The organism is Sulfuricaulis limicola, assembly GCF_002355735.1.
In the GTDB taxonomy this organism is placed as follows: domain Bacteria; phylum Pseudomonadota; class Gammaproteobacteria; order Acidiferrobacterales; family Sulfurifustaceae; genus Sulfuricaulis; species Sulfuricaulis limicola.
The window spans coordinates 447,296-473,627 of record NZ_AP014879.1; the positions used below are offsets into that span (position 1 = coordinate 447,296).

Annotated in this window: 26 protein-coding genes; 14 read left to right on the forward strand and 12 right to left on the reverse strand. The window is 63.7% G+C overall.

Going from position 1 to position 26,332, the window contains the following annotated elements; genetic code table 11:
- Positions 1-4: 4 nt before the first annotated feature.
- Both SCL_RS02240 and SCL_RS02245 read right to left on the reverse strand, forming a co-directional pair.
- A complete protein-coding gene (locus tag SCL_RS02240; RefSeq protein ID WP_197702677.1) occupies positions 5-535 on the reverse strand; it encodes a peroxiredoxin family protein in 531 nt (176 codons plus the stop codon).
- A complete protein-coding gene (locus tag SCL_RS02245) occupies positions 532-1,116 on the reverse strand; it encodes a hypothetical protein (protein WP_096359601.1) in 585 nt (194 codons plus the stop codon). The genes SCL_RS02240 and SCL_RS02245 overlap by 4 nt, the downstream gene beginning before the upstream one ends.
- A gap of 174 nt (positions 1,117-1,290) precedes the next feature.
- Between SCL_RS02245 and SCL_RS02250 the strand changes: the two genes are divergently transcribed.
- From SCL_RS02250 to SCL_RS02280, 8 genes are all read left to right on the forward strand, one after another.
- Positions 1,291-2,469, forward strand: a complete 1,179-nt coding sequence (locus tag SCL_RS02250; protein WP_096359603.1) for an amino acid ABC transporter substrate-binding protein — start codon at positions 1,291-1,293, stop codon at positions 2,467-2,469.
- A gap of 67 nt (positions 2,470-2,536) precedes the next feature.
- Complete coding sequence (locus tag SCL_RS02255) at positions 2,537-3,412, forward strand: branched-chain amino acid ABC transporter permease (RefSeq protein WP_172425887.1); 876 nt, start codon at positions 2,537-2,539, stop codon at positions 3,410-3,412.
- Positions 3,405-4,361, forward strand: coding sequence for a branched-chain amino acid ABC transporter permease (locus SCL_RS02260; RefSeq protein WP_096359607.1), 957 nt, complete (start codon positions 3,405-3,407; stop codon positions 4,359-4,361). Before SCL_RS02255 ends, SCL_RS02260 begins: the two co-directional genes overlap by 8 nt.
- Positions 4,358-5,104, forward strand: coding sequence for an ABC transporter ATP-binding protein (locus tag SCL_RS02265; RefSeq protein WP_096359609.1), 747 nt, complete (start codon positions 4,358-4,360; stop codon positions 5,102-5,104). Before SCL_RS02260 ends, SCL_RS02265 begins: the two co-directional genes overlap by 4 nt.
- The gene (locus SCL_RS02270) at positions 5,101-5,820 is read left to right on the forward strand and encodes an ABC transporter ATP-binding protein (protein ID WP_096359611.1); all 720 of its coding nucleotides are present in this window, start codon (positions 5,101-5,103) and stop codon (positions 5,818-5,820) included. The genes SCL_RS02265 and SCL_RS02270 overlap by 4 nt, the downstream gene beginning before the upstream one ends.
- 136 nt (positions 5,821-5,956) lie before the next feature.
- A complete protein-coding gene (locus SCL_RS02275) occupies positions 5,957-7,879 on the forward strand; it encodes a thioredoxin domain-containing protein (RefSeq protein WP_172425888.1) in 1,923 nt (640 codons plus the stop codon).
- A gap of 186 nt (positions 7,880-8,065) precedes the next feature.
- Entirely contained in the window at positions 8,066-8,263 is a 198-nt protein-coding gene (locus SCL_RS13935; protein ID WP_148664954.1) for a hypothetical protein, read from the forward strand.
- Between the two features lie 146 nt (positions 8,264-8,409).
- Positions 8,410-10,476 carry a putative bifunctional diguanylate cyclase/phosphodiesterase gene (locus tag SCL_RS02280; protein ID WP_096359615.1) on the forward strand — a complete coding sequence of 689 codons (2,067 nt, stop codon included), beginning with the start codon at positions 8,410-8,412 and terminating at the stop codon, positions 10,474-10,476.
- Between the two features lie 28 nt (positions 10,477-10,504).
- On the opposite strand, the gene greB is transcribed toward SCL_RS02280, so the two are convergent.
- Positions 10,505-11,020 carry a transcription elongation factor GreB gene (gene greB / locus SCL_RS02285; protein WP_096359617.1) on the reverse strand — a complete coding sequence of 172 codons (516 nt, stop codon included), beginning with the start codon at positions 11,018-11,020 and terminating at the stop codon, positions 10,505-10,507.
- Positions 11,021-11,187: 167 nt separating this feature from the next.
- On the opposite strand from greB, the gene SCL_RS02290 reads away from it, so the two are divergent.
- Positions 11,188-11,427 (forward strand): sulfurtransferase TusA family protein, encoded by a 240-nt coding sequence (locus SCL_RS02290; protein WP_197702678.1) that lies wholly within the window; start codon positions 11,188-11,190, stop codon positions 11,425-11,427.
- Here SCL_RS02290 and SCL_RS02295 read toward each other — a convergent pair.
- The 4 genes from SCL_RS02295 to SCL_RS02310 all read right to left on the reverse strand — a co-directional run bounded on the left by SCL_RS02295 (position 11,424) and on the right by SCL_RS02310 (position 17,165).
- Positions 11,424-14,561, reverse strand: coding sequence for an efflux RND transporter permease subunit (locus SCL_RS02295; protein WP_096359621.1), 3,138 nt, complete (start codon positions 14,559-14,561; stop codon positions 11,424-11,426). The genes SCL_RS02290 and SCL_RS02295 overlap by 4 nt on opposite strands.
- Before the next feature lie 12 nt (positions 14,562-14,573).
- Complete coding sequence (locus SCL_RS02300) at positions 14,574-15,455, reverse strand: heavy metal-binding domain-containing protein (RefSeq protein WP_096359623.1); 882 nt, start codon at positions 15,453-15,455, stop codon at positions 14,574-14,576.
- Positions 15,452-16,699 (reverse strand): TolC family protein, encoded by a 1,248-nt coding sequence (locus SCL_RS02305; RefSeq protein WP_096359625.1) that lies wholly within the window; start codon positions 16,697-16,699, stop codon positions 15,452-15,454. Before SCL_RS02305 ends, SCL_RS02300 begins: the two co-directional genes overlap by 4 nt.
- A 61-nt stretch (positions 16,700-16,760) precedes the next feature.
- The gene (locus tag SCL_RS02310; protein WP_096359627.1) at positions 16,761-17,165 is read right to left on the reverse strand and encodes a hypothetical protein; all 405 of its coding nucleotides are present in this window, start codon (positions 17,163-17,165) and stop codon (positions 16,761-16,763) included.
- A gap of 87 nt (positions 17,166-17,252) precedes the next feature.
- Here SCL_RS02310 and SCL_RS02315 point away from each other — a divergent pair, with 87 nt between their 5' ends.
- A complete protein-coding gene (locus SCL_RS02315; RefSeq protein WP_096359629.1) occupies positions 17,253-17,888 on the forward strand; it encodes an MOSC domain-containing protein in 636 nt (211 codons plus the stop codon).
- A 197-nt stretch (positions 17,889-18,085) separates the two neighbouring features.
- On the opposite strand, the gene SCL_RS02320 is transcribed toward SCL_RS02315, so the two are convergent.
- The 4 genes from SCL_RS02320 to coaBC form a co-directional block, all read right to left on the reverse strand.
- Positions 18,086-19,495, reverse strand: coding sequence for a phosphomannomutase/phosphoglucomutase (locus SCL_RS02320; protein ID WP_096361801.1), 1,410 nt, complete (start codon positions 19,493-19,495; stop codon positions 18,086-18,088).
- 95 nt (positions 19,496-19,590) lie between these two features.
- Positions 19,591-21,111: a GGDEF domain-containing protein gene (locus tag SCL_RS02325; RefSeq protein WP_096359631.1), complete on the reverse strand. Its 1,521-nt coding sequence runs from the start codon at positions 21,109-21,111 to the stop codon at positions 19,591-19,593.
- A gap of 164 nt (positions 21,112-21,275) precedes the next feature.
- Positions 21,276-21,734: a dUTP diphosphatase gene (dut, locus tag SCL_RS02330; protein ID WP_172426070.1), complete on the reverse strand. Its 459-nt coding sequence runs from the start codon at positions 21,732-21,734 to the stop codon at positions 21,276-21,278.
- Complete coding sequence (gene coaBC, locus SCL_RS02335; RefSeq protein ID WP_096359635.1) at positions 21,731-22,960, reverse strand: bifunctional phosphopantothenoylcysteine decarboxylase/phosphopantothenate--cysteine ligase CoaBC; 1,230 nt, start codon at positions 22,958-22,960, stop codon at positions 21,731-21,733. The genes dut and coaBC overlap by 4 nt, the downstream gene beginning before the upstream one ends.
- A gap of 66 nt (positions 22,961-23,026) precedes the next feature.
- On the opposite strand from coaBC, the gene radC reads away from it, so the two are divergent.
- From radC to SCL_RS02355, 4 genes are all read left to right on the forward strand, one after another.
- Complete coding sequence (gene radC, locus SCL_RS02340; RefSeq protein ID WP_096361802.1) at positions 23,027-23,701, forward strand: RadC family protein; 675 nt, start codon at positions 23,027-23,029, stop codon at positions 23,699-23,701.
- 110 nt (positions 23,702-23,811) lie between these two features.
- On the forward strand, positions 23,812-24,048 hold the full coding sequence (gene rpmB / locus SCL_RS02345) for a 50S ribosomal protein L28 (protein ID WP_096359637.1): 237 nt from the start codon (positions 23,812-23,814) through the stop codon (positions 24,046-24,048).
- A 4-nt stretch (positions 24,049-24,052) separates the two neighbouring features.
- Positions 24,053-24,220, forward strand: a complete 168-nt coding sequence (gene rpmG / locus SCL_RS02350; protein ID WP_096359639.1) for a 50S ribosomal protein L33 — start codon at positions 24,053-24,055, stop codon at positions 24,218-24,220.
- A 234-nt stretch (positions 24,221-24,454) separates the two neighbouring features.
- Entirely contained in the window at positions 24,455-25,009 is a 555-nt protein-coding gene (locus SCL_RS02355; protein WP_096359641.1) for an HNH endonuclease, read from the forward strand.
- A gap of 71 nt (positions 25,010-25,080) precedes the next feature.
- On the opposite strand, the gene SCL_RS02360 is transcribed toward SCL_RS02355, so the two are convergent.
- Positions 25,081-26,271, reverse strand: a complete 1,191-nt coding sequence (locus SCL_RS02360; RefSeq protein ID WP_096359643.1) for a DesA family fatty acid desaturase — start codon at positions 26,269-26,271, stop codon at positions 25,081-25,083.
- Positions 26,272-26,332: the final 61 nt, after the last annotated feature.

Genomic DNA, 26,332 nt, shown 5'->3' on the forward strand with positions numbered 1-26,332 from the left:
TGGTTTATTTCCGGGGCAGCAGTTCGCGGATTTTTTTCAGCAGTTCCGGATCGTCCCATTCGCGTCCGCCCACGGCGCGATAGACGATCCTTCCCTGCGGGTCCACGACGAAGCTCGTCGGCAGGGCGATGACGGGCCAGGCCTTGATGACCTGCGCGTCACGGTCCAGCAGGATCGGGAAGGTCAGCTCCACTCCGGTCGAGAACGTGAAGCCGAAAATGGTGTCTTCGTCCTCGCCAACGTTGATGGCGAGCATTTCAAAATTTTCGCTCTTGAGTTGTGTCCAGGCGCGTTGCATCGAGGGCATTTCGCGGCGGCACGGCGGGCACCAGGTGGCCCAGAAATTCACCAGCACCACCTTGCCGCGGCTCTCGGAGAGCCGACGCAGCTTGCCGTCGATATCCTTCAACGCGAAATCCGCTGCCGTCGGCCGGTCCGCGACGGGCGTCATGGTTTGCGCCGGCGCCGCGGCCAGCGCGGAATGCGCCAGCAGCGTCAGGGCAAATACCAGGAACACACGAGCCACCATTGTCATGGGGATGTTTCCGCGGCGCAGCGCACGCCGGAGAGCATCACTTCGCGGCGCTTGTCCCCTTCGCTCCACACGAAACGCAGATCGAAGCGGCTGCCAAGCGGCAGGGCGTAAGTGGTCATGCCCATGTTCCAGTCGCCGACCTCGTAGCGGTGTTGGGTGGGGTAAAGCGCGTAACGGAACGCCGTGCGCGCCGCCAGCGGAACGCCGCGTTGCCCCCACTCCTTCTGCCAGTCTGCCTCGAGTTTCAGCGGTCGTTCACCCCCGGCGCTGACGCTGCGCCAGTCGGCGAGACTGAATTCAATCGTGCCCGGGGCGGAATCGTTGCGCAGAACGGTCTGGAAGACGCAAGCCCCGGTCGCGAGCCGCTCGACCGAAGCGGCATCGAAACCGCGCGCCTGGTAGAACCCGCGCACCTGGTCCGGCAGGATCTGGGTCAGCCGCAGGCTGACGCCGTGCGCGGTGGTTTCCCAGGTTTCAATTCCGGTTTCCGGGTCGGTCGCATGCCGGGTTTCCGCTGCCAGTGCGGCGACGGCCGCGCAGAAGAGCAGGCAGGCAATGATTTTGCGCGCAGGCAGCAGCATGATGCGGCAGATTAAAACACGAACCCGTCACCCGATGTACGTCAGAGCGAGGAGGTACTGCGCCAAGGTTCCCGCCCCTTGCCGTGTACGGTTTTTGTCGTGATTTGACTGTGGTATGGTAGCGACAAACAAGGTCCCCGCCGCACCCTGCGGCGTCTTAAGGAGGAGCACAACATGAAACATCGGCTATCGCTGTTGGCAGTGTTTTCCGCTGTTTTGGCTTTGCTGGTTACCCCGGTTGTGACGCATGCCAAGGATATCGTGGTCGGCACCTCGGTGGCACTCACCGGCAAATACGCGCGCACCGGGCAGGAACAGCTGCAGGGCTTCCAGATGTGGGTCGATGAGGTCAACGCCCGCGGCGGGTTGCTCGGACAGAAAGTAAAACTGGTCCATTACGACGACGAGTCCAAGCCGGAGACCGGCGCCAGGCTTTATGAAAAACTCATCACCGACGACAAGGTCGACCTGCTGATCGGCCCGTATTCCTCGGATGTCACCATGGCCGCCAGCACCGTGGCCGAGAAGCACAACTTCCCCATGGTGTCGTCCGGCGCCTCGGCGAGCGAGATCTGGGAACGCGGTTACAAGAACACCTTCGGTCTGTACACGCTGGCCGAGCTCTATATGGACCAGATACTCGAGCTCGGCAAGGAAAAGGGGCTCAAGAAGATCGCCCTGATTTACGAGAACACGTCCTTCCCGCGCGGTGTCGCCGCTGGCGTCAAGACCAAGGCCAAGCAACTCGGCATGCAGATCGTGTTCGAGGAGGAATACGGCAAGGCCTCGACCGATTTCTCCTCCATGATCATCAAGATCAAGTCCAAGAAGCCGGACATGGTGATTGGCGGTTCCTATCTGCCGGACTCCACCGCCTTCATGCGCCAGGCCAAGGAGAACCGCCTGTACGCCAAGATCTTTGCGTTCGCCGTGGGCCCCGGCCTGCCTGATTTCGGCACCAACCTCGGGCTGGATGCCGAAGGCGTCATGGGAAACACCCAGTGGGAACCCACGCTCAAGCTTCCGGGTGCGCGTGAATTTTCCGCGAAGTACAAGGACAAGTACGGTCACGAGCCCGGCTACCACGCGGGCGGCGGCTACGGCGCGGGTTACGTGCTCGAAGCCGCGGTCAAGAAGGCCGGCAGCACGGACCGCGACAAGGTGCGCGAGGCGTTGTTCGCGCTCGACGTCGTCAATGCCTTCGGTCGCTTCAAGGTGGACGCGACCGGCAAGCAGATCGGCAAACCGGCCTACGCCGTGCAATGGCTTGGCGGCGAACGCCATATCGTTCTGCCGGCCGATGCCGCGACCGCCAAGGTGGCCTATCCGTTCAAGGACTGGGGCAAGCGCTGAAGGGATGATGCCCGCGGGTCAGGCGCCGACATGCTAAATCGCGACTGACCCGGCAAGGCATTTACCCTTGGAACTTCTCGAAGCCGACATCCTGCTGCAGCTGCTGGTGGGCGGACTGCTGGCAGGCGCGCTGTATGCGCTGCTGGCCTGCGGGCTGAACCTGATCTTCGGGGTCATGCGCGTCATCAACCTGGCGCATGCCGAGCTGATGCTGATGGGCGCCTTCGGCGCCTACGTGCTGTTCAACATCTTCGGGCTGCACCCGCTGCTTTCCCTGCTGATCATCGTGCCGGTGATCTTCGTCATGGGTTACTATTTCCAGCGCGTGCTGATCGAGCGGGTGGTGGAGCGCCCCATGCTCACCTCGCTGCTTGCCACCTATGCCGTGTCGATCATCCTGATCAACATCGGCCTGCTGATCTTCAGCGCCGATTTCAAATCGGTGCCGGTGCTCCAGGGCTCGTTTCTGGTCGGCGATCTGGTGGTCTCGAAGCCGCGCTTCACGGCCGGCCTGATCTCGCTGGTGCTGACCGTGGCGGTGTATCAGTTTCTCGAGCGCACGCGCCTGGGCAAGGCCATCCGCGCGGTGTCGGAACACGCCCAGGTGGCCCAGATCTGTGGCATCGATGTGCGCCAGATCCGCATGCTGACCTTCGGCATGGCCGCGGCCATGGCCGCCGCCGCGGGCGTGATGCTTTCCGTCATCTACTCGTTCTGGCCCGGATCGGGCATTGATTTCATCCAGAAGTGTTTTGCCATCATCATCATCGGCGGCATGGGCAATTTCGTCGGCGCGTTCTACGGCGGCATTCTGCTGGGCGTGGTCGAGGCCTTCGTCGGCGGATTTTTCTCGACCCAGTGGGCTGAGGCGGTGGCCTATCTGCTGCTGGTGACGGTGCTGCTGATAAGGCCGACCGGCCTCAAGGGGGTGGCGCGTGCCTGAGGGCAGCCAGCGGCTGATCAGTTTCTGGGTGGGCACGGTGCTCACGGGTCTGGCCATATTGGCGCCGTTCGGCGTCAACGAGTACTACCAGTCGTTCCTGCTCCAGGTGTTCCTCGTGGTCGCGCTGGCGCAGGCCTGGAATCTGATTTCGGGCATGACCGGTTATGTTTCGTTCGGCCACGCGGCATTCTTCGGCGTCGGCGCCTATGCCGGCGCGTTGTTGCTCACCTGGGGATTTCCCTGGTGGGCGGCGATACTCCACGGCGCCGGCATCGCCGCGCTGCTGGCCGTTCCTCTGGGTTTCCTGACGCTGCGTCTGCGCGGCCCGTACTTTGCGATCGCCATGCTGGGGCTCAATGAAGTCGGGCGCATCGTCGCCACGCTGTGGGTGGATGTCACGCGCGGCGGCACCGGGTTCACGCTGTCGCCGGCGCTGTTGCCGTCGCTCGACATGAAATATTTCTCGATGTTCGGGCTGGCGCTGGCGGCGACGCTGCTGGTGGCCTGGGTGCATCGCAGCCGCTTCGGGCTGGAACTGCGCGCCATCCGCGAGGACGAAGAGGCGGCGGAGATGGTGGGCGTCAACACCACGCGCAACAAGGTAACCGCCTTCGTGCTGTCGGCGCTGATCCCGGGCGCGGTCGGCGCGGTCTATGCCATGTACACCAGCTACATCAATCCGAGTTCGGCGTTCGACCACGCGCGCAACATCGAGATGATCGTGGTGGTGCTGTTCGGCGGCAGCGGCACGGTCTGGGGACCGATCATCGGCGCGGCCACGGTCATGGTGCTGCGCGAGATGCTGTGGGCGCAGTTCCCGGCGGCGCACCTCGCGGCGCTGGGCGTGCTGCTGCTGATCGTGGTGCTGTACCTGCCCGGCGGCCTGGTATCCATCGTGCGTGAACGGCAGCAACGCCGTCCCGATGCGCGTCCCGGAGAGTCGCCATGACCGAATCCGCCTGTTCCACCGACCACATCCTCTGCACCTGGGGGGTCGCGCGCGAGTTCGGCGGCGTGCAGGCGCTGCGCGGCGTCGATCTGCACGTGACGCGCGGCAGCATCACCGGCCTGATCGGACCTAATGGATCGGGCAAGACCACGCTGTTTCAGGTCATTTCCGGCATGGATCGGGGCGCCACCGGCAGCATCAGTTTCGACGGCGAGCCGATCCTGGGGCGGCGGCCGTCGCAAATCTACCAGCGCGGACTGGCACGCACCTTCCAGCTTTCGCGCGTGTTCCCGGAGCTGACGGTGCTGGAGAACCTGGTCGTGGCCGGCAGCCGTCACGACCGCAGCGTCCGGGAACGCGCGCTCGGGCTGCTCGAGCGCGTGCGCCTGCGCGACTATGCCGGCGCGCGCGGAAAAAACCTGTCCTACGGCCAGCAGAAGCTGGTGGAATTCCTGCGCGTGCTGATGAGCGACCCGGCGCTGATCCTGCTCGACGAGCCGGCGGCCGGCGTCAATCCGACGCTGCGCCAGACATTGTGGGACATGGTGCGGCACCTGAACGGTCTCGGCACGACCTTCCTCGTCATCGAGCACAACATGGAGGTCATCGCCGATCTTTGCTCCAGCGTCTACGTCCTGAGCGAGGGCGAGATCATCGCGCACGGCGACTTCGCCGCGATCCGCAACGATGAGCGGGTGCTGGAAGCGTATTTCGGCAAAAAACGCAAGCCGGCGACCGCATGACCAAACCCTTGCTGTCGATTCGTGATCTGGGCGTCTCCTACGGGGCGGTGCAGGTCCTGTTCGGCGTCAGCATCGATGTCCACGCCGGCGAGATCGTGTCGATCATCGGGCCCAACGGCGCCGGCAAGTCCACGGTCATCAAGGCGGTCATCGGCCTGGTGGAGGTGCAGCAGGGCAGCGTCGAGTTCGACGGACGCGACACCACCAATTATCCGGCGCACGTCATTCCGTCGCTGGGCGTCACTTACGTGCCGCAGGGCCGTATCGTGTTTGCCCAGATGACCGTATCCGACAATCTCGAGATGGGCGCGTTCCTGCAGCGCGACGCGCGCAAACGCCGCGAAGCGGTGCAGGCGGTATTCGAGCAGTTTCCGCGGCTGTACGAGCGGCGCCACCAGCCGGCCGGCAAGCTCTCCGGCGGCGAGCAGCAGATGCTCGCCATCGGGCGCGCGCTCATGCTGAACCCGCGCCTGGTGATTCTCGACGAGCCCTCGCTCGGGCTTTCTCCCAAGTACGTCGACATCATTTTCGAGCAATTGCTCGCGCTCAAGCAGCAGGGCCGCACCCTGCTCATGGTGGAGCAGAACGCGGCGCGCGCGCTGGAGCTTTCCGACCGCGGTTACGCGCTCGAACTCGGCCACAACCGCTTCGCCGATACCGGCGCCAGGCTGCTGGCCAACGAGGACGTGCGCCGCATGTACCTGGGCGGCGCCTGAGCCTGCGGTGTCCGGGAATTTTGCGCCCGGCAGTCTCGTCATAAGAATCATGTCTGTGCTCTCATTCGGAATTTCCCGCTCAGGGTTGCATGCGCGATTCTTCCCGGCGCGGTTTCCGCCGTGTCTGCGGGCTCTGGTGCTTGCGCTTGCTTTTCTGTGTCTGGCCGGCGCGGCGGACGCGGCCGTGAAGGGGCAAGGCGGCTGGCGCCTGGCGGAGACTTCCAGTCCCTATCTGCGCATGCACCGGGACAACCCGGTGGAATGGTATCCCTGGGGCGAGGAGGCCCTGTCCCGGGCCCGGGCGGAAAACAAGCCGCTGTTCATTTCCATCGGTTATTTCACCTGTCACTGGTGCCACGTGATGGAGCGTGAGTCATTCCGCAACCCGGAGATCGCGCGCCTGCTGAACAGCGGGTTCATTTCCATCAAGGTGGACCGCGAGCAGCGTCCGGATCTCGATGCTGCCTACATGAGTTTCGTGGTCGCCACGCAGGGTTACGGCGGCTGGCCCATGACGATCCTGGCAACGCCGGACGGGACACCGTTCTTTGGCGGCACCTATTTCCCGCCGGACGATCGCGCAAATGCCCCGGGACTGGCGCCGCTGTTGCGCAAGGCACGCGCCCTGTGGGACAAGGACCGCCGCCACGTCGTCGAGATGAGCCGGCAGGCCGCGCAACAGGTGAAACAGACTTTGGCCGCCACGCCCCTGGCCAAATTGACGAACGCGCCGGTCGAGCAGGCGCGCCGGCAGTTTCGCGCGCAGTTCGACCCGCATGACGGCGGCTTCGGGTTGGCGCCGAAATTTCCGCAGCCGGCGCAATTGTTGTTTTTGCTGCAGGACGACGACCGGCACAGCGCGGAGATGGCCCTGTACACGCTCGACCGCATGGCCGCCGGCGGGATTCACGATCACATTGAAGGCGGTTTCCATCGCTACGCGACGGACGCCGCCTGGCGCGTGCCGCACTTCGAGAAGATGCTCTACGACCAGGCGCTGATCGCGCGCGCCTACCTCGCCGCCTTCCGCCGCACGGGAGACAGGAAATACGCCGGGGTGGCGCGCCAGACGCTGGACTTCGCCCTGGAAAACATGCGCGATGCCCGTGGCGGCTTCCACTCGGCGCTTGGCGCGGACAGCGCCGTCAGCCCGAAGCAACCGCAACAGACCGAAGAGGGGGCTTACTACGTCTGGGAATGGAAATCCCTGCAGCAAGCCATCCCCGATCTTGCGCTGCGTCAATGGGCCATCGCCCGTTACGGGCTCAAGCGCGACGGCAATGTCATCGAGGGCAGCCCGGCGGAGCTTTCAGAAAAGAACGTGCTTTATGCCGCCCGAAGCGAGAAAGAGCTGGCCGAACAGTTCGGCGAAAGCGCGGCGACCGTGCGCGCACGAATCGATGCCGTGAACCGTCTGTTGCGTTCCGCGCGCCGGACGCGACCGGCGTTGCCGCGCGACGACAAGATCGTGACGGCGTGGAATGCCTACATGGTGACGACGCTGGTGGAGGCAGGCCAGTTGCTGGAGGCGCCCCGCTACCGGCGCGCGGCGCAGGAAACGCTGCAATTCATTCTCGACAAATCATACGATCAGAAGCGCAACGTCCTGTATCGCGACTGGCGTGAAGGCAAGCGCGGCGCCCGGGGTTTCGCCGAAGATTACGCCGCCATGGCCGAGGCCCTGCTGGCGCTGCATGGCCTGGATGGGAATCAGGTCTGGCTTGCCACGGCGCGCAAGTTGACCGACGCGCAGATCGCGAGGTTCTGGGATACCGCGGCCGGCGGCTTTTACGGCGCGAGCGCAGACGCCGGCTTGTGGCTGCGCGACAAGCCCGCTGCCGACCATGTGATCCCGTCCGCCAGCGCCATTTCCGTCGGCAACCTGCTGCGCCTGGGATGGCTGACCGGGGCCAGGGACTACGCGGAGAAGGCCGTCCGCACGGCGGCGTGGCAGGGTGGCGTGCTGCGGGAAACGCCCGAGTCGATGCCTTATACCCTGATGCGCTGGCCCTTGCTGATGGCACAGGCCGGTGCGTCCGAAGGCCGCAAAAGCCCCTGATTCGCCGGGATTTTCCCCTGGACCGGGATCGGTCCGTATCAGGCGCCCGCGCACGACCTGACCCTGACTGCTTTACCCGCTCGCCTCGCCGTATTTTGGTGCATCCCCGCCGGAAAACAGGGTTTTGCCGCGAGATTGGCACATCCTATGCACTTCCTGAGGGTACAGGTCATCAGGGAGATAACCATGAAAACCCGGACAGGAAAACGGTCAAAAGTGCCCCGGCTGCGGGTGCTCCGCGGCGGCAAGCGAGCGGCGTCCACGGCCGAAAGTTTTTTCGAGAAGGACAGCGCCATCGTCTGTTATTACGGTGTGGCGGTGCAAGTCACCCTGGTCGACGGCCTGGAACTCGTCGAATTCGAATTTCTTCCCGACGCCGCCTGAGCGGAACTTGTCTGGAAATTCCTGAACCGCGGATTAACGCAGAAATTTTATTCTGATGAACGCAGATAGCACAAAAGCCCTGATGACTGATCGGCGTTTACCTCTTCATTATCCGTGTTCATCAGCGGTTGTGTTGTTTTAAGCCAATGTTCCGGCTCACACGCACCTATTCCATCGCGAGTTTTCTCGGCATCGTCCTGGTGACCATCGCTCTGGGGATGTTCTATCGCACGGTGGCGGTGGATGCGCTGATCGAGCATGAATCGCAGGCCAACGCCGCGCTCACCCAGTCGCTTTCCAACTCCCTGTGGCCCAGGTATGCGGACTTTGTCGCGCGGGCCGGCGGCATTCCGGTGCACGAGCTGGCATCACAACCGGAGATGGCCAGCCTGCACGAGGACGTACTCCAGAAGATCCGCGGTCTGCACGTGGTGAAGCTGAAGATATACGGGCTTTCCGGCCTGACGGTCTACTCGACGGAACCGAAGCAGATCGGCGAAAACAAGGCCGGGAACACCGGCTTTCAGAAGGCCAAAGCCGGACGAGTCGAAAACGAACTGGTGTTCCGCGACCGGTTTTCCGCCACCGAGCAGATTATCGTGAATCGCAATCTGCTGTCGTCGTATATCCCGGTTCGCCGGACGCCGAACGGGCCAATCGAAGGGGTTTTTGAAATCTATTCCGACGTGACGCCGCTGGTGGCGGACATCGAAAGCACGCAATACACGGTTCTGAGCGGAGTGATCTTTCTGCTGTTCCTGCTTTATCTTTTCCTGCTGATGATCGTGCGCCGCGCCGATCGCATCATCCGCTCGCACGAAAACGCGGAGCGCCGGGCGCAGGCGGAGCAGATGCATTACATGGCGTATCATGATCCGCTGACCGGCCTGCCGAACCGGGCCCTGTTCAAGGACCGGTTTCAGCACGCCATAACGATTGCCAATCGCACACAGAAATCGCTGGGGGTCATGTTCATCGATATCGATCGCTTCAAGGCCATCAACGACAGCATGGGCCACGAGAGCGGGGACGCGGTGCTGATCGAGGCCGCAAAGCGCATCCGCACCTGCCTGCGGGCCTCGGACACGGCCTGCCGCATCGGGGGCGATGAATTCACCGTGATCCTGGAACGGCTGCCCTCGAACGAACATGCCGCGCAGGTGGCCAACCGGCTGATCCAGAAATTCTCCGAACCGATGCAGGTCGGCAGCCGCGAAATCGTGGTCACCGCCAGCATCGGCATTGCCGTCTACCCCGGCGCCACCCAGGACATCCAGCGGCTGCTGCGGGACGCCGACGCCGCTATGCACGCGGCCAAGGAATCCGGGCGCAACGGTTATGCCTTTTATACGCAGGAGATGGAGACGCGCGCCCAGGAAAGTCTCGAATACGAACTGGGGTTGCGCCAGGCCCTGCAGAACCGGGAATTTCTCGTTTATTACCAGCCGCGCGTCAACACTGCCACTGGCACGGTGACCGGCGCGGAAGCGTTGCTGCGCTGGCAGCATCCCCGCCGCGGGCTGGTCATGCCGGAAAGTTTCATCCCGCTGCTGGAGGACACCGGCCTGGTGATCCCGGTTGGCGAATGGATTCTGCAGCAGGCCTGCCAGCAGGGCCGGCGCTGGCAGGAGGCCGGTCACGACTCGTTCGGCGTGTCCGTGAACCTCTCCATGAAACAGTTCCGTGCCGGCACGCTGCTGAACAGCGTGCGCCAGGCGCTCGATGAAAGCGGGCTGCCGCCGCGTTCGCTGGAGCTGGAAATCACCGAAACCGTGCTGGTGGACGACGCCGAGCAGGCGCTGGACCTGATGCGTGAGTTGAAGCAGATCGGCGTGACGCTCTCCATCGACGATTTCGGCACCGGTTATTCCTCGCTCAATTACCTGCGGCGGTTTCCCATCGACCTGCTCAAGATCGACGGCTCCTTCATCCGCGACGTCACCCGCAACCGCGGCGACGCCGCCATTACCACCACCATCGCGGTCATGGCCAAGAGCCTGCGCCTCGGCATCCTCGCGGAAGGCGTCGAGACCCGCGAGCAGGCGCGCTTCCTCAAGACCATCGGCTGCCACGACATGCAGGGATTTCTGTTCGGCGGGCCGGTTCCGGCGGAGAACTTCGGGGCGCGGCTCGGCGAGATGGACGTCCTCAAGCTGGCCGGCTTCGACCGGACCTCAGGCTCCAACGGTTCCGACAGACCGGCGCTGGCCTGATTCCGGCGTTCCCGGTATTTCCTAACCGTCAGCCCTCGTCGTCAAAGGGCGTATAGCGTACTTCCAGAACGGTGTAGATCGTTTGACCGCGCGGCAGCGCCACGGTCACATCGTCATCCACGGCCTTCTTGAGCAGGGCCCGCGCCAGCGGCGAGTCGATGCTCAGAAAGCCCTTGTTGATGTCGGATTCATCCGGCCCCACGATGCGGTATTCCGTCGTCTCGCCGGTTTCGCTCTCCAGCCGCACCCACGCGCCGAAATAGACGCGCGCGGTATCGGTCGGCGGCCGGTCCACGATCTTTAGCACATCGAGCCGCTTCTGCAAAAAACGTATGCGCCGGTCGATCTCGCGCAATTGTTTCTTGCCGTAGATGTATTCGGCGTTCTCCGAACGGTCGCCCTGGGCCGCCGCCTCCGACACCGCCTGCGTCACCTGCGGCCGCTTCACGCGCCACAGATGGTCCAGCTCCTCGCGCAGACACTGCGCGCCCTGCGGCGTGATGTAGGCCGAACCCCTGGCCTGTGGAAGACGGTTTCTGCCCATGGCGTGGGATTATATCCGGCCACGGCGGCGGGATAGGTTAATATAGTTCAATGTAGGTTGGGGTGAGGTGCAAAGCGCCGAACCCCAACGTAATCATTGACGTGTTGGGGTTCGCTATGCTCACCCCAACCTACACATTGCTACAGAGCATTTCGAGGCAGGTTATTGTGAGCCAGGAAAAACCGGACCGGTCAGTGGACACCTCGGGCACCTGCTGCCCGGAGCCGCTCATACAGGCGCAACGCGCCATCAAGGCCATGCAGCCGGGCGAGGTGCTCGAGCTGGTTTGCACCGATATCGGCTCGCGCATGGACATCCCCGCCTGGTGCAACCGCACCGGTCACGAACTGCTGCGCATGGAAGAAGAAGGCAAGACCCTCCGCTATTACGTGCGCAAGCGCCGCTAGTTCTGCTTCACGGCCTTTCCGACGCGCCAGGCCTGCCACAGGAAATAGGCGGCCGGAATCACGGCCAGCGTCAGCACCGCCACGCTCAGCATGCCGCCTACCATGGGGGCGGCGATGCGCTGCATGGCCTCCGAACCGGTGCCGTCGCTCCAGAGTATGGGCAACAGCGCCGCGATGATCGCGACCTTGGTCATGGTCACGGGTCGCACGCGCAGCAGCGCGCCCTCGATGACGGCCTCGCGGACGTCACTGACCGACAGTTTCCGGCCCGCCGCGTGGCGCTCGGCCTCGCGCCGCTTGAGCGCCTGGTCGAGGTAGGCCAGCATCACCACGCCGATCTCCACCGCCACGCCGCCTAGCGCGATGAATCCGACCGCGACCGCGACTGACAGGTTGTAGCCCAGGAAATACAGCAGCCAGAAACCGCCCACCAGCGCCAGCGGCAGGGTGGCGATCACGATCAGTACCTCCATGCCGTTGCGGAAATTGAGATAGAGCAACAGCAGGATAATGGCCAGCGTGAACGGGATGACGACCTCGAGGCGTTCGACGGCGCGCTGCATGTACTCGAACTGGCCGGTCCAGTGCAGCGAATAGCCCGGTGGCAGCTTCACTTTCTCCTGCACCGTGCGCCGGGCGTCGGCAACGTAGGAACCGATGTCGCGGTCGCGGATGTCGATGTAGGTCCAGCCGGACAGGCGCGCGTTTTCGCTGCGGATCATGTCCGGGCCGTCCACGACCCGGACGTCCGCCACTTCCGACAGCGCGATCTGCAGGCCGCTCATGGTGATCAGCGGCAGCGCCTGCAGCCGGGGTATCGAGTCGCGAATGTCCTGCGGGTAGCGGAGGTTCACCGGGTAGCGTTCGCGCCCCTCGATGGTGTCGGTGATTTTCATGCCGCCCACGGCGGTGGCCACGGTATCCTGGATGTCGGCGATGTTCATGCCGAAGCGCGCGGCGCGGTGGCGGTCGATGCGGATGTCCACGTAGCGCGCCGCCGTGACGCGCTCGGAATAGACCGACACCGTGCCGGGCAGGTCGCGCAGCACGGATTCGATTTCCCGGCCGATGGTGTCGATGGTGACCAGCGAAGGACCGGAAACCTTGACGCCGACGGGCGTGCGGATGCCGGTGGTGAGCATGTCGATGCGCGTCTTGATCGGCGGCAGCAAGGCATTCGACAGGCCCGGGAAATTGACGGCCGCCAGCATTTCCTCGGTGAGTTTCCGGGTCGTCATGCCCGGCCGCCATTCGGAACGCGGCTTCAGCTGGATCGTGGTTTCGAACATGGACAGCGGCGCCGGATCGGTCGCGGTTTCCGCACGGCCGCTTTTGCCGAATACGCTTTGCACCTCGGGAAAGGTCTTGAGTATGCGGTCGGTTTGCTGGAGGAGCTGCTGCGCCTTGCCGGAGGCCAGGCTGGGCAGGGTGGTGGGCATGTATAAAATATCGCCCTCATCCATGTCCGGCATGAACTCGGAGCCGAGCTGGGTCACCGGAACCACGCCCAGCACCACCAGAAACACCGCGCCCCACAGCACCAGCTTGGGCCGTGCCAGCACCCAGTCCAGCATCGGCCGGTAGGCACGGATCAGCCCGCGGTTGACCGGATTTTCCTGTTCGCCGCGGATATGGCCGCGGATGAAATAACCCATGAGCACCGGCACCAGCGTGATCGACAGCGCCGCGGCGGCGGCCATGGCATAGGTCTTGGTGTAGGCCAGCGGCGCGAACAGCCGCCCTTCCTGGGCCTCGAGGGCGAACACCGGAATGAAGCTCAGGGCGATGATGAGCAGCGAATAAAACAGCGGCGCCCCGAGTTCCTCGGTCGCGGTGCGCACGATGTCCCAGCGGTTCGCGTCGGTCACCGGCTGCTTCTCCAGGTGCTTGTGCACGTTCTCGATCATGACGATGGCGGCGTCCACCATGGCGCCGATGGCGATGGCGATGCCGCCGAGCGACATGATGTTGGCGTTAATGCCCTGATGTTTCATGATGATGAAGCTGACGAGAATGCCGATGGGCAGCGTGACCACGACCACCAGCGAGGAACGCAGGTGGAACAGGAACACCAGGCACACGACGGCCACGACGATGAATTCCTCGATCAGCGTTCCGGTGAGGTTGTTGACGGCGTTCTTGATGACCGCCGAGCGGTCATAGGTCGGCACGATCTCCACGCCTTCCGGCAGGCTGCCCTTGAGGGCCTCGATCCTGGCCTTGACGGCGTTGATCGTGGCCAGCGCGTTTTCGCCATGACGCATGACGATGATGCCGCCGGCCACTTCACCCTCGCCGTTCAGGTCGGCGATGCCGCGGCGCATCTCGGGGCCGAGACGGATCTCGGCGACGTCTTTGAGCTGGATCGGCGCGCCGCTGGAGGTCACGCCCAGCGGCACGGCGCGCAGCTCGCTTTTCGCCTGCAAATAGCCGCGCACGCGCACCATGTACTCGGCCTCGGCCATTTCGATGACCGATCCGCCGGTTTCCTGGTTGGCCTTTTCAATGGCGCGCTGCAAATCCATGAGCGTGAGCCGGTAGGCGCGCAGCTTCACCGGGTCCACGATGACCTGGTACTGCTTCACCATGCCGCCCACGGTGGCGACCTCGGCCACGCCCGGGACCGTGCGCAGCTCGTACTTGAGAAACCAGTCCTGCAGCGTGCGCAGTTGCGCCAGATCGTGCCTGCCGCTGCGATCGATCAGCGCGTATTCGTACACCCAGCCGACCCCGGTGGCGTCCGGGCCGAGCGCGGGGCTGGCCCCGCGCGGCAGTCGCGGCAGCACCTGGCTCAGGTACTCGAGCACGCGCGAGCGCGCCCAGTAAAGATCGGTGCCGTCCTTGAACAGCACGTAGACGAAGGATTCGCCGAACTGGGAAAAACCGCGCACGGTGGTGGCGCCCGGCACCGACAGCATGGCGGTGGTGAGCGGATAGGTCACCTGGTCTTCCACCACCTGCGGCGCCTGGCCGGGATAGCTGGTCTGGATGATGACTTGCACGTCGGAAAGATCGGGGATCGCATCCAGCGGCGTGCGCGCGATCGAGAAGATTCCCCAGGCGACCAGAAACGCGGTCAGCAACAGCACCAGGAAACGGTTACTGATGGACCAGCGGATGATATGGGCGATCATTGGCTGTTCTCCTTAATGGCCCGCGTGCGGATCGGCCGGTGCCGACTCCATGCGCTGGAAGCTGGCGCGCACGCTGGCCTCGGAGTCGATCAGAAATTGCCCCGAAGTCACTACCGTGTCGCCTTCCTTGATGCCCTGGCGGATTTCCACCCAGTCGCCGGATTCCTCGCCCGGGACGACTTCCGCTGGCTGGAACCGGCCGCCACCGAGCGCCAGCACCACCGCGGTGCGCGTGCCGGTGCGGATCAGTGCCTCGCGCGGTACCATGAGTTTCTGGTCGCGCCGGGCCTTGTCCCGGATGACCACGTCGGCGTACATGTTGGGCCGCAGCGCCGCATCCGGATTGATCACGCGAATGCGCGCCTTGAGCGAGCGCGTCCCGATGTCCACGTCGGAGCGCACGCTTTCCACGGTGCCGTTCCATTCACGGCCCGGAAAATCCGGGAAACTGATCACTGCGGGCGAACCGGCCTGCACCCAGGCGGCGTGCTCGAAACTGTCCACCAGCACCAGCAGGACTCCGCCTTCGCGAAACAGGTAGCCGTGCGCCGTGAGGCTGCGCGCCGCCCCGCCGCGCGTGACCTTGTGGGTGCGCACGCCGAAATTCTGGATGAACTCGGGACGGATCGTGACCACCGGCGAGCCGTCGCTGGCGCCGCCCTCGTCCGCGTACACCGGCACCAGGTCCATGTCCATGAACGGCGACGGGCCAGGTTTGTCGCTGCGATAGCCCGGCACCATGGGGTCGGTCCAGTAGAGCACCTTGCGTTCCGTCTTGGCTTCGCCGCCGGCGTCGGCGGGATTCTTGCCGGCATGGATAAAGTACCAGCCTGCGGCGATGCCCAGCACCAGGGCAACGCCGATGATCGCGGTGAGTTTGGTTTTCCGATTCATGACTGTGGTTCTCCGGTGAGATACAGAAGTTCCGCCTGCGCCTTGATCCGGTCCGCGCGCAGGCGCAGGTATTCCAGCTCGGTGTCGAGGGTTTTCATGATGGCCTCGCGGTACTCGGCCTGGTCGCGCGCGAACCCGGCCACGGTGACCTGGGACTCGCGGCGGGTGGCGGGAAGCAGTTCCTGCGCGAAGATTTTTTCGCGCTCGGTCAGCGCGTCGTACTCGGCGCGCATGGAGCTGTACATGACCTCGAGTTCGCGGCGTTTATCCTCGATTTCGTAATGCATGCCGGCTTCCATGGCCTGTTTTTCCGCCAGCCGCCGGTCCTGGCGTTTGTTGCGGAAGACGGGCATGTCGAGCGTCACCATGGCGGTCACCAGGTCCGGCCGCTCCATGCCGTTCGGCATCGGCCGGCGAAAGCCGTAGGAAAGATCGAGCATCCACGCCGGTTTGTATTCCTGGCGCGCCATGTCGACCTCGAGGCGCGCCTGTTCCAGCCCGTACTGGGCCGCGAGCCAGTCAGGGTGGCGGGTGGGATCGAAGGTTTCCGGCACCGCCGGCAGCGGCGGCAACTCGGCGGGCAGCGGCTGATACGCGGCCTCGCCCACCCAGCGCGCCAACTGCGCCTGCAGGCGTGCGGCCTGCGCCCGCAGCATCGGCTCGCGTTCGTGCAGGCGCGCCAGCGCCTGCCGCGACTTGAGCACGGATTGCTGCATTTCCTGTGCGGCACGATAGCGCGCCTCGGAGGCCTCCAGCTGTTTGCGCGCCAGGCGGCGCAGCTCCTCCAGCGTCTTCAGTGACTGTTGCTGGAAATAAAGCTCGATCCAGGTTTCGCGCACCTGGCGCAGCAGATTGCGCCGTTCCATGTCCACGCGCACTTGTTCACGCGAGAGTTCCTTCTCGGCGACCTGGCCCTTGAGCTTGAGCGTGCGGCCCGGCGGAAACGCCTGGCGGATGCCGACCATGGTCATGGTCATGTCTTCCTGGTCGAGCCGGTAGGAATCCGTCGGCACGTTGAGAAAGCCCAGCGTGAGTTGCGGATCGGGCAGCCGGCTCTGGTACACCGCGCGCTCGGCGGCGGCGTCGGCATTGGTGCGGTGATGCTGCAACCACGGCGCGTGTTCCAGCGCCAGGCGCTCGGCCTCGGCCAGGGTCAATTCGGGTCCGGCCAGGACGCTCGATACGGCGGCCAGCTGGATGATCAGAACTCCCGCGAGGCGGGATAAAACGGTGCGAATGAACATAACTCTCTCCTTGCAGTCGTGAACAGAAAACGACGCGCGCCAACGCAGGCGCGGGAGAGAACTACAAGATCAGCGTGAGGTGTTGAATGTGAAGCGGAGGGGCGTGGATGTCGGGAGCGAAGAAATCGGGCCGCGGCGACTGGCCGCTGTCCGCCAGCAGTACCGGAACCGGCAGGGTGACCAGCAATACCGGCGTCATGGCGAAATCGCCGAAGCCGGCCGCGAGCGGCGTGCCGCTGTCGGGCAGCTGGCAGTTAATCATGGTTACCGGTCCGCATCCCGGCATGGCGGCATGTCCGGCGCCGCTATGCTTGGCGTGTTCCGGGCAATGGCTGGGAGCGGGGGTCGGGTCCGGCGTCTGCGCCATGACACAGGGGGCGCCGGCGGCGATCAGCCACAGCACTCCCGCCAGGGCCAGCGTGCCCCGCGCGAGGGTTTTCAGTTCGGTGCGAAACCAGTGCAGCATGGTTAACAGTTTAGCCTCAAGACGAATTGCGGTATACATGGACCGGTCAAATCCCGGATAAATCCCATTGTACGCGGGGACGAAGCAATGAAATTGATATCCATCAATATCGGCCGACCCCGCCCGGTGCCCCACGAGGGCCGGGTGGTGAGCACCGGCATATTCAAGGAACCGGTGGCCGGGCCGGTGCTTTTGCGGCGCCTGAACCTGGACGGCGACGGCCAGGCCGACCTGCGCGTGCACGGGGGCACGGACAAGGCGGTCTACGCCTATCCCTTCGAGCATTATGCCTTCTGGGAGGCCGAGCTGGGGCGAAAGGATTTTGCCCACGGCCAGTTCGGAGAGAATTTCACCATTACCGGCTGGCTGGAAGATGCGGTTTGTATTGGCGATGAGTTCCAGATCGGCGCGGCACGGGTGCAGGTCACCCAGCCGCGCACGCCCTGCTTCAAGCTCGGCATCCGCATGGGCGACGACCAATTCGTCGCGCGCTTCGCCGCGGCCAACCGCACTGGTTTTTATTTGCGCGTGTTGCAGGAGGGAAGGGTAAGCGCGGGCGATGCCATCGAGCGGGTCGTGCACGACGCCGGTTCCATGAGCGTGCGCGATGTGTTCCGGCTGCGGCATGGCCATGGCACGCGCGTGGAGTACGAGCACGCCGCGTGCCTGCAGGCGCTGTCACCGAGTTGGCGCGCGGTTTTTGAGAAGAGGCTGAAGGAATAACTGTAGGGCGCAATAAGCGCAGCGCATTGCGCCGGATGGAGCTTACATTCGGCGCATTATGGCTGTCGCCTAATGCGCCCTACGGGCTACGCGTGCTGAGAAATCATGGATCGTCATTCCGGCGCAAGCCGGAATCCAGTTTATTAAGGTTTTAATTTAATATACTGGACACCGGCTTTCGCCGGTGTGACGAACAACTAAAAGGGCAGTGCAATACCCGGCCGCACGGAAAGCATCAACTCGCGAAAACGCTTCTGAATCCGCTCCAGCGCGTCCTTGTTATCCCCCTCGAAACGCAACACCAGCACCGGCGTGGTGTTGGAGGCGCGCACCAGGCCGAAGCCGTCAGGAAAATCCACGCGCAGGCCGTCGATGGTCGTGACTTTGGCGTCCGGGAACTGCGCACGCTGCACCAGTTCCTTGATGACGGTGAAATGCTCGCCCTCGGCGAACTTGAGGTTCAATTCCGGCGTGTTCACCGTGTTGGGCAGGGAGGCGAAGATTGCCTGCGTCGGGCGGGTGTCGCGCGACAGCAGTTCCAGCAGGCGTGCGGCGGTGTAGAGGCCGTCGTCGAAGCCGTACCAGCGTTCCTTGAAAAAGATGTGACCACTCATTTCGCCAGCGAGCAGCGCGCCGGATTCCCGGAGCTTGGCCTTGATGAACGAATGCCCGGTTTTCCACATGGTGGGCTTGCCGCCGGCCTTGCGGATTTCGGCGTCGAGCGTGCGCGAGCATTTGACGTCGTAGATGATCTCGCCGCCCGGTTGGCGCGACAGCACATCGCGCGCGTACAGGATCATCTGACGATCGGCCCAGATCACGTGGCCGTCGGGCGCAATCACGCCGAGGCGGTCGCCGTCGCCGTCGAAGGCCAGCCCCACGTCATAGCCGCCCTTTTTGATTTCAGCGATCAGGTCTTCGAGATTTTCCGGCTTGCTCGGATCGGGGTGGTGATTGGGAAAGGTGCCATCGATTTTGCAGAAGAGTTCGGTGACCTGGCAGCCGAGGCGCTTGAGCAATTGCGGCGCCATTTCACCGGCCACGCCGTTGCCGCAATCCACGGCCACGCGCATCGGGCGCGCCAGTTTGACGTCGCCGGCCACGCGGTCGATGTAGGCGGCGCGCACGTCGGCCTGCGAGACCGTTCCCTGGCCGGTGGCGATATTCTTATCGAGTATCCGGGCGCGCAGCTTCTGGATCAGGTCGCCCGAGAGCGTGACGCCGCCGATGACCATCTTGAGGCCGTTGTAGTCGGGCGGATTGTGGCTGCCGGTGACAGCCACGCCCGAGCCGGCGCCGAGATACTGGATGGCGAAATACACCACCGGGGTCGGCACCATGCCGACGTCCACCACGTCGCAGCCGCTGCGGGCGATGCCGCGCGCCAGCGCCGCCGACAGTTCCGGGCCGGACAGACGCCCGTCACGCCCGATGACGAAGCGCTTCTGGTTCTGAGCCAGCGCCTCGCTGCCCAGCGCCTGGCCGACCAGCTCCACGATGGCCGGCGTCAGTGTCTTGCCGACAATGCCGCGGATGTCGTAGGCCTTGAAGATTTCCGGGGGAAGGGCGTGAGTCGCCGCGACGGCGGCGGGATCGGACTTTGGCATGGTTTGGTATTCTGGATTGGATGCTTCGGCCGGGCAGTTTACCGCATCCATTCCTCTCAGGCGAGGCGAGCCCACGCGATGCAACAAAAGCCGCGTCAGCTGGACATGATCTGCTTTTTCGCGGGCAGGCCGGCGACGGGGTCGTAGATTTTAGTGAGGTTGCGGCCGGCCTCTTTGGCCTGGAACAGCGCCTGGTCGGCGCGCCACAGCACGTCATCCGGTTTGGCGTCCTTGTCATGCATGGCGCTCAGGCCGCCGGTCCAGCGTAGTTGGTGGATCACGCCCTTGGGCAGAGAGATTTCACGCGGCAACTGCCGGCGCAGGCGTTCGGCAAAATTCCTGGCCTTGTCCAGCGAGGCATAGGTATAGATGATGCAGAATTCGTCGCCGCCGAGGCGAACCAGCACGTCGGTCTGGCGCACCACCTTGCGCAACGCGTTGGCGAAGCCGACGATGAGCGCGTCGCCGGCGTCGTGGCCGTGTTTGTCGTTGACCTGCTTGAAGTGATCCATGTCGATGATCAACACGGACGAGGGGCCGTTGGATTTGGAGGCGTCGAACAGCTCCTTGAGCCGCGCCTCGAAATGGCGCCGGTTGCCAAGCTGCGAGAGGTGATCCATCAGCCCCATGTCCTTGAGTTTTTCCTTCTCCTTCATCAGCCTTTGCCCGCGGTCGCGCAGGTAATCGAAGATCTCGGAAAACTCCCGCAGCGCCATCGGATACTCCACGCGCACGCTGCCCTCGCGCAGATCGCGGAACATGCGAATCAGGGAATGGATGTCGTGACGCACCGCATGCAGGGTCCGGCTGTAGAGCCGGAACAGCACGACGAAAATGGCGACAAAGCCGGCAAGGATCACGGCAAGGTAATAAACCCGGTTGCCGGACAGGATCCGGAACGGCATCTCCGGCGACTGGTATATCAGCGTCCACTGGCCGAGTCCGAGCATGCTGGCCACGATGGTGGCATTGGCGCCGGAGACCTTTCCGGATGTCAGTACCGTTTGCGTCGCTCCTCCCGCCGCCTGCTGTTGCAGTTCCATGTAGGCGTTTTCCGGTCGCGACTGCTCGAGAATGGCCTGCAACGGCGCGCGCGTGAAACCCGCCAGCAGGTAACCGACCGGATTACGGCTCTCGTCCCGGACCGGCACTGCCAGGCCATAGTGCCTGGTGGGTGAGTCCACGGAATGAAATTCCGGAACCGCCGGTGCGTTCGTGCCGGCCATGCGCCGGACGTAGTCGAGACAAGCCTGGTCGAGTTCTTCGGTGGCGGAGAACGCGCCGAGGCTGTTGCGCGGCAACAGGTGGACCGACGCGGCGCCGGCCAGCTGGGATTTGATCTCCTCCTGTTTGCGCGAACGCTCCAGCGGCGTGCCGCGCTGCAGCAACGTGGCGAGGCCGGGCTGCTGCGCGATTTTTTCCAGCGCTTCGCGCTGTTGCGCCACAAGTTCATTGATCCGCTTGCTGGCGTCGCCCGCGACCTGCGACGCGCGCTCGTGATACGACGCCTGCTGCACGTCGCGCAGGACGAGGAAGCCGGCATAGCCGATGGCGGCGAAGCACAGCAGCAGGATCAGAAACACCTGAAGATGAATGCGTGTCAGCGACCGGGCCATGGACGTTGCGGGCTTGTCGTTGCCGGTTCAAGCCGAAGCGGCGGGGGAAAACATTCCTGATTCATGACTATAAAGATAGGGGACGCCGGTGCCAGCGGCCAGTCGGGCGGTCCGGCGTCCGACCCGTGGTGATAAACCGCGGATGCGCGCGGTGGAAGACGGGACTATTTCCGGCCGGAGTGGCCGAAACCGCCCGCACCGCGCCGGCTTTCCTCGAACTCCTGGACCACGCTGAATTGCGCCTGCACCACCGGCACGAACACCATCTGGGCGATGCGGTCACCGGGCTCGATGGTGAACGGCGCCTGGCCGCGGTTCCACACCGAAATGAATATCTGCCCCTGGTAATCCGAATCGATGAGTCCCACGAGATTCCCGAGCACGATGCCGTGCTTGTGTCCCAGCCCCGAGCGCGGCAGCAGCACCGCGGCGAGATTGGCCTCGCCGATGTGAATCGCGATCCCCGAGGGGATGAGGTGCGTCTCACCGGGCGCGATATGCAGGTGCTCATCAAGGCAGGCGTAAAGATCCATGCCCGCGGAGCCGTGCGTGGCGTAGTTCGGCAGCGGAAATTCCGCGCCGATGCGCTTGTCGAGGATTTTCACTTCCACTTTCCGCATCAGGGTCTCCGTAACGTATGTACCTTGGCCGTGTGTTTGGCGCGGTATCTTGTGGCGATGTGGCGGATGAGCGCGCGCGCGAGCTTCGCCTTCGGCTGCATTGGCAGCTCGGTGACGGCCCCGGGCTCGACCAGCAGCAGGCTGTTTTCATCCGTCCCGAATCCGATATCCGCGCCCACGCGGTTGGCGGCGACCAGATCGAGCTTTTTGGCCTCCAGTTTCTGGCGCGCATGCTGTTCGAGATTTTCCGTTTCGGCCGCGAAACCGACGGTGAACGGCGCTGGCTTGCGCGCCGCTACGCTGGCCAGGATGTCGGGGGTGCGCTCCAGTTCCAGCGTCATTTTTTCCAGCGTCTTTTTTATTTTCCCGTCTGCTGCCCGCACGGGACGGTAATCGGCGACCGCGGCCACGCCGATAAAAATATCGGCGTCGACGATATGGGTGTGCACGGCGTCGTGCATCTCCTGCGTGCTTTCCACGCGCAGCGTACGCACCCGCTCGGGGTCGGGCAGGGCGGTGGGACCGGAGATCAGTGTGACCTTCGCGCCGGCCTCCATGGCTGCTGTCGCGACGGCATAACCCATCTTGCCGGAGCTGCGATTGGTCAGCCCGCGTACCGGGTCGATGGCTTCCCAGGTGGGACCGGCGGTGACAACCACGGTGAGCCCGTCGAACTCGCCGCTGGCGAACAGATCGGAAACCATCACCACCAGATCAGTTGGCTCCAGCATGCGGCCGGGTCCGACTTCACCGCAGGCCTGCGAGCCTTCCGCCGGCCCGAAAATCCTGACGCAATTTTTTTTGAGCGTCGCCAGGTTGGTCTGCGTCGCGGCATTGCTCCACATCTGCTGGTTCATGGCGGGTGCGATGGCCACGGGCGATTCGGTCGCGAGGCAGACCGCGCTCAGGAGATCGTCGGCGCGGCCCTGCGCCAGGCGCGCCATGAAATTGGCGCTGGCCGGTGCCACCAGCACCGCGTCGGCCCAGCGCGCGAGTTCGATGTGACCCATGCCCGCCTCGGCATCGGTGTCGAGGAGGTGCTGATAGACCGGATGGCCGCTCACCGCCTGAAGGGTTAAGGCTGTGATGAACTCCGCCGCCCCGGCGGTCAGGATGACGCGCACCTCGGCGCCGGCCTCGCGCAGGCGCCGCACCGTGTCGGCGCTTTTATACGCGGCGATGCCGCCGGTGACGCCGAGCAGGATGCGTTTATTAGTAAGTGTACTCATATGTTAAAGTGTACTTGCCCAAGGAGACGGGAACAAATGGGGGCCAAAAAAACCAAAAAAAGCCCGATGGTCATCAGCCAATGGCCGGAACACGAGCGCCCGCGCGAAAAGCTGCTGCATCGCGGAGCGGGGGTGCTTTCGGATGCCGAACTGCTGGCCATTTTCATCCGCACCGGCGTGCCCGGCAAAACCGCCGTGGACGTGGCGCGCGAACTGCTCGGTCGCTATGGCGGCCTGCGTGAAATGCTGGCCGCCAGCCCGGAGGAATTGTGCGAGACGCCGGGACTGGGCGAGGCCAAGTACGTGCAGCTGCAGGCGGGCCTGGAACTGGGCCGGCGCTTTCTGGCCGAGAAACTCAAGCGCGAGGTCACGCTGGGTTCGACCCGGGAGACCCGGGAATTCCTCCAGGCACAGTTGCGCGACCGCAAGAACGAGGTGTTCTGCGTCCTGTTTCTGGACAACCGCCACCGGGTGCTGGTCTTCGAGGAACTGTTTCAGGGCACCCTCAATGGCACGGCGGTCTATCCTCGGGAGATCGTGAAACGGGCGCTGCGGCACAACGCCGCCGCCGTGATCCTGGTCCACAACCACCCCTCGGGGGTGGCCGAGCCCAGCCGGGCGGACGAACTCCTGACCAACCGACTCAAGGAAGCGTTGTCCCTTGTGGATATCCGGTTGCTGGACCATTTGGTGGTGGGGGATGGCGAAACAGTGTCTTTCAGCGAGAGAGGTCTGATATAGGCATTTCTGTTAAATCAGAGGGGTCCCTGGGCCCTACCATGCACCCGTCTTTTCTGATATAAATGCCGGCCTTTCCGGGGTTCCGGACGATTGTTTTAGGGAGATTTTCGATGTCGAGAGTATGCCAGGTGACGGGAAAACGCGTGCGCGTGGGCAATAACGTGTCCCATGCCAACAACAAGACCCGCCGCCGTTTTCTGCCGAATCTGCAAAACCGCCGGCTGTGGGTGGAGAGCGAGAAACGCTGGATCACGCTGCGCCTGTCCAGCAACGGGCTGCGCACCATCGACAAGAAAGGCATAGACACCGTGCTGGCCGAGATGCGCGCCCGCGGCGAGAAGGTATAACACCATGGCAAAATCAGCACGTGAGAAGATCAAGCTGGTCTCCAGCGCCGGGACCGGTCATTACTACACCACGACCAAGAACAAGCGCACCACCCCGGACAAGCTCGAATTCAAGAAGTACGATCCGGTGGTCCGCAAGCACGTGGCCTACAAGGAAGCCAAGATCAAGTAGTACGTTCCATGTCCGACCTGCCTTATCACCAAAGCCCGGCCCTGCCGGGCTTTGTTTTTTCCGCTATCCTTATGGGAGGGCAGTAACGGTATGACCCGTCCGGGGCGCGGCGGTGTCACTATGTACAAGCCCCGAATTTTCTGACATAAATACCGGCGGTAACGCACGAGGAGTTAGGGAAGGCACGCTGTGTATGCATTGAATCAGCAAGTCTTGAGGACCGATGCCTCCGGGATGCCGCTCGAATGGATCGACTTCAAAGAGGCCGTCAGGGTCTATCACCTGGGTCAGGTGGCCTATACCTGCGGGGTGCCGCTGTACCAGATCCGCGGCGGCTACAACGCCATCTCCGGCAAGCGCTCCATCCTCGAAATCAACTCCATCATCGCCACCCACGGTGACAGTCACGCGGTCCTGAAGGCGCGTGCGCATTACGTCCCGCCGCTCAACAACCAGACGCTGTTCGCCCGCGACGCGCACCTGTGCCTGTATTGCGGCGAGCAGTTTTCCTCCCGCGGCCTGTCGCGCGACCACGTCGTCCCGCTGAGCGTGGGCGGCAAGGACACCTGGAACAACGTCGTTACCGCCTGCAAGCGCTGCAACAACCACAAGGCCGGCCGCTCGCCGGAACAGGCCGGACTGGAACTGCTGGCGGTGCCGTTCACGCCGACCCATGCCGAATACATTTACCTGCAGGGCAAGCGGATTCTGGCGGACCAGATGCAATTTCTGCTGGCGCACTTCCCGCGCCACAGCCCGCTGCACAAGCGCCTGGCCAGACCGGCCTGACCTGGGGATAAAATCATCGCCAACAAAAAAGCCCGCAACGTGCGGGCTTTTTTGTTGGTACAAGTGAGTTATCAGGCCGGAGCCGGCGCCAGTGTATAGGTGCGCAGTTTCTGCGAGAAATTACGCAGCGCCTCGATGCCGGTGGCCTCGGCCTCGCGGCACCATTCCTGCAGTGCCTGGATCAGGTGCTCCTGGGTCGTGGCGCGGCGGTTCCAGATGCCCACCAGCTTCTGCTTCATCGCGTATACCGTCTTGAGCCGGTCGTTGAGCTCCAGCGCCCGCAGCAGCAACTGGTGCCTGGGTTCATCCAGTTGCGCCGCTTCGCGCACCATCAGCCGGCGCGCACGCTTGAGCAGCGTCCACGATTCGCGGTCGGCGCGGCCGATCTTCTTCAGTTCCTCGCGATGCACGTTACGCATGACCTCGCGTGCGAATTGCGACATGACCAGGAAACGTCCCGTGATCACGGCCCGCACGGTGTCGAGATCGATGTGCTGCTTGGCGGAATCGCAGGTGAGCTCCGGCGGAATCTTCTTGACGCGCGCGAGCCCGACGGTCTGCATCAGCTTGATGTACAGCCAGCCGATGTCGAATTCCCACCACTTGGAGGAAAACTTGGCGGAACTCCCGAAGGTGTGATGATTGTTGTGCAGCTCCTCGCCGCCGATGAGAATGCCCCACGGGACGATGTTGGTGCTGGTGTCGGTGACTTCGTAATTGCGGTAGCCCCAGTAATGGCCAACGCCGTTGATGACGCCGGCGGCGAAGATCGGAATCCAGGCCATTTGCACCGCCCAGATCGTGATGCCGAGGGGGCCGAACAGCGCCAGGTCGATGATGAACATCAGGGCGATGCCCTTGCCGCTGTGACGCGTGTAAACATGGCGCTCCAGCCAGTCGTCCGGCGTGCCATGGCCGTACTTCTCCATGGTTTCGCCGTTCTCCGATTCCTTGCGATAGAGCTCCGCGCCCTGCCACATCACCTTGCGGATGCCGTACTGCCGCGGACTGTGCGGATCCTCCGGCGTTTCCACCTTGGCGTGGTGTTTGCGGTGGATGGCGGCCCATTCCCTGGTGACCATGCCGGTGGTGAGCCACAGCCAGAAGCGGAAGAAGTGACTGACGACGGGATGCAGATCAAGCGCCCGATGGGCCTGGTGACGGTGCAGATAGAGGGTGACAGCGACGATCGTGATGTGAGTCAGGACAAGTGCGGCGATGATGTATCCCCACCATGGGAGAGTAATCAATCCTTCGAGCATTCGTTAAAACCTCGTTTCATTAAGCGGTATGTTGTGCAAGTATACTCGAAACAGGCACTTT

Coding starts and splice junctions, on each gene's coding strand:
- SCL_RS02240 (WP_197702677.1), bottom strand. CDS start 535: ATGACAATGGTGGCTCGTGTGTTCCTGGTATTTGCCCTGACGCTGCTG.
- SCL_RS02245 (WP_096359601.1), bottom strand. CDS start 1,116: ATGCTGCTGCCTGCGCGCAAAATCATTGCCTGCCTGCTCTTCTGCGCG.
- SCL_RS02250 (WP_096359603.1), top strand. CDS start 1,291: ATGAAACATCGGCTATCGCTGTTGGCAGTGTTTTCCGCTGTTTTGGCT.
- SCL_RS02265 (WP_096359609.1), top strand. CDS start 4,358: ATGACCGAATCCGCCTGTTCCACCGACCACATCCTCTGCACCTGGGGG.
- SCL_RS02270 (WP_096359611.1), top strand. CDS start 5,101: ATGACCAAACCCTTGCTGTCGATTCGTGATCTGGGCGTCTCCTACGGG.
- SCL_RS13935 (WP_148664954.1), top strand. CDS start 8,066: ATGAAAACCCGGACAGGAAAACGGTCAAAAGTGCCCCGGCTGCGGGTG.
- SCL_RS02280 (WP_096359615.1), top strand. CDS start 8,410: ATGTTCCGGCTCACACGCACCTATTCCATCGCGAGTTTTCTCGGCATC.
- greB (WP_096359617.1), bottom strand. CDS start 11,020: ATGGGCAGAAACCGTCTTCCACAGGCCAGGGGTTCGGCCTACATCACG.
- SCL_RS02295 (WP_096359621.1), bottom strand. CDS start 14,561: ATGATCGCCCATATCATCCGCTGGTCCATCAGTAACCGTTTCCTGGTG.
- SCL_RS02300 (WP_096359623.1), bottom strand. CDS start 15,455: ATGAATCGGAAAACCAAACTCACCGCGATCATCGGCGTTGCCCTGGTG.
- SCL_RS02305 (WP_096359625.1), bottom strand. CDS start 16,699: ATGTTCATTCGCACCGTTTTATCCCGCCTCGCGGGAGTTCTGATCATC.
- SCL_RS02310 (WP_096359627.1), bottom strand. CDS start 17,165: ATGCTGCACTGGTTTCGCACCGAACTGAAAACCCTCGCGCGGGGCACG.
- SCL_RS02315 (WP_096359629.1), top strand. CDS start 17,253: ATGAAATTGATATCCATCAATATCGGCCGACCCCGCCCGGTGCCCCAC.
- SCL_RS02320 (WP_096361801.1), bottom strand. CDS start 19,495: ATGCCAAAGTCCGATCCCGCCGCCGTCGCGGCGACTCACGCCCTTCCC.
- SCL_RS02325 (WP_096359631.1), bottom strand. CDS start 21,111: ATGGCCCGGTCGCTGACACGCATTCATCTTCAGGTGTTTCTGATCCTG.
- coaBC (WP_096359635.1), bottom strand. CDS start 22,960: ATGAGTACACTTACTAATAAACGCATCCTGCTCGGCGTCACCGGCGGC.
- radC (WP_096361802.1), top strand. CDS start 23,027: ATGGTCATCAGCCAATGGCCGGAACACGAGCGCCCGCGCGAAAAGCTG.
- rpmB (WP_096359637.1), top strand. CDS start 23,812: ATGTCGAGAGTATGCCAGGTGACGGGAAAACGCGTGCGCGTGGGCAAT.
- rpmG (WP_096359639.1), top strand. CDS start 24,053: ATGGCAAAATCAGCACGTGAGAAGATCAAGCTGGTCTCCAGCGCCGGG.
- SCL_RS02355 (WP_096359641.1), top strand. CDS start 24,455: ATGCCGCTCGAATGGATCGACTTCAAAGAGGCCGTCAGGGTCTATCAC.
- SCL_RS02360 (WP_096359643.1), bottom strand. CDS start 26,271: ATGCTCGAAGGATTGATTACTCTCCCATGGTGGGGATACATCATCGCC.